At 51.2% G+C, this 615-nt stretch carries 1 protein-coding gene; it reads right to left on the bottom strand.

What is annotated here, in order from left to right:
- Positions 1–615, bottom strand: a 615-nt coding sequence (locus WMO66_RS00070; RefSeq protein ID WP_349134366.1) for a leucine-rich repeat domain-containing protein, incomplete at both ends; no start/stop codon positions are given.

Genomic DNA, 615 nt, shown 5'->3' with positions numbered 1-615 from the left:
AGCCTGGTTTGTGTTGTTATCCGCCATGGGACCGTCCCCGGTGATATTCAGAACACCCTCAGAGTCTAGCGTCCATGAGGCGTTCTCTCCGCAAGTGCCGGAAGCGACAACAGTCAACTTCGCTTTCCGTGTTTCATAAGCAATGCCGTACTTCTTAGCATAGGACTGCGCATAGGAGTTCTCCGCGACATACAGCGTAACATTTGCGATAGCATCCTGGAAGAGGCCTGCACCGATTTGAACAGTGCAGTCAGGAATGTAGAGGCTGGTCAGGCTTGTGTCGGCCTTGAATACGTATTCGCCCATTCTGGTCAGCTTGCTGTTTTCACTGATCTCCACATTGGACAGCTTAGAGCAGTAGTAGAAAGCATAGCCATCGATCTGTGTAACAGAGTCAGGAATGGTGATAGCGGGCAGGCTGCTGTAACCGAAAGCACCCCAGCCGATGCGCTCCAGTTTGCTGCCTTCCTCGAAGGTCACGGTTTCCAGTCTGCTACACCGGAAGAAGTTGAACTTGCCGATATAGGTGATGTCCTTACCAATGACAATCTGCTTGATCTGATACTTGTATGCTTCCCAAGGAGCCTGGTTTGTGTTGTTATCCGCCATGGGACC

This window comes from Faecousia intestinalis (assembly GCF_040096185.1).
GTDB lineage: Bacteria > Bacillota > Clostridia > Oscillospirales > Oscillospiraceae > JAZOXB01.
This window is presented reverse-complemented; position numbering and strand designations above follow the sequence as displayed.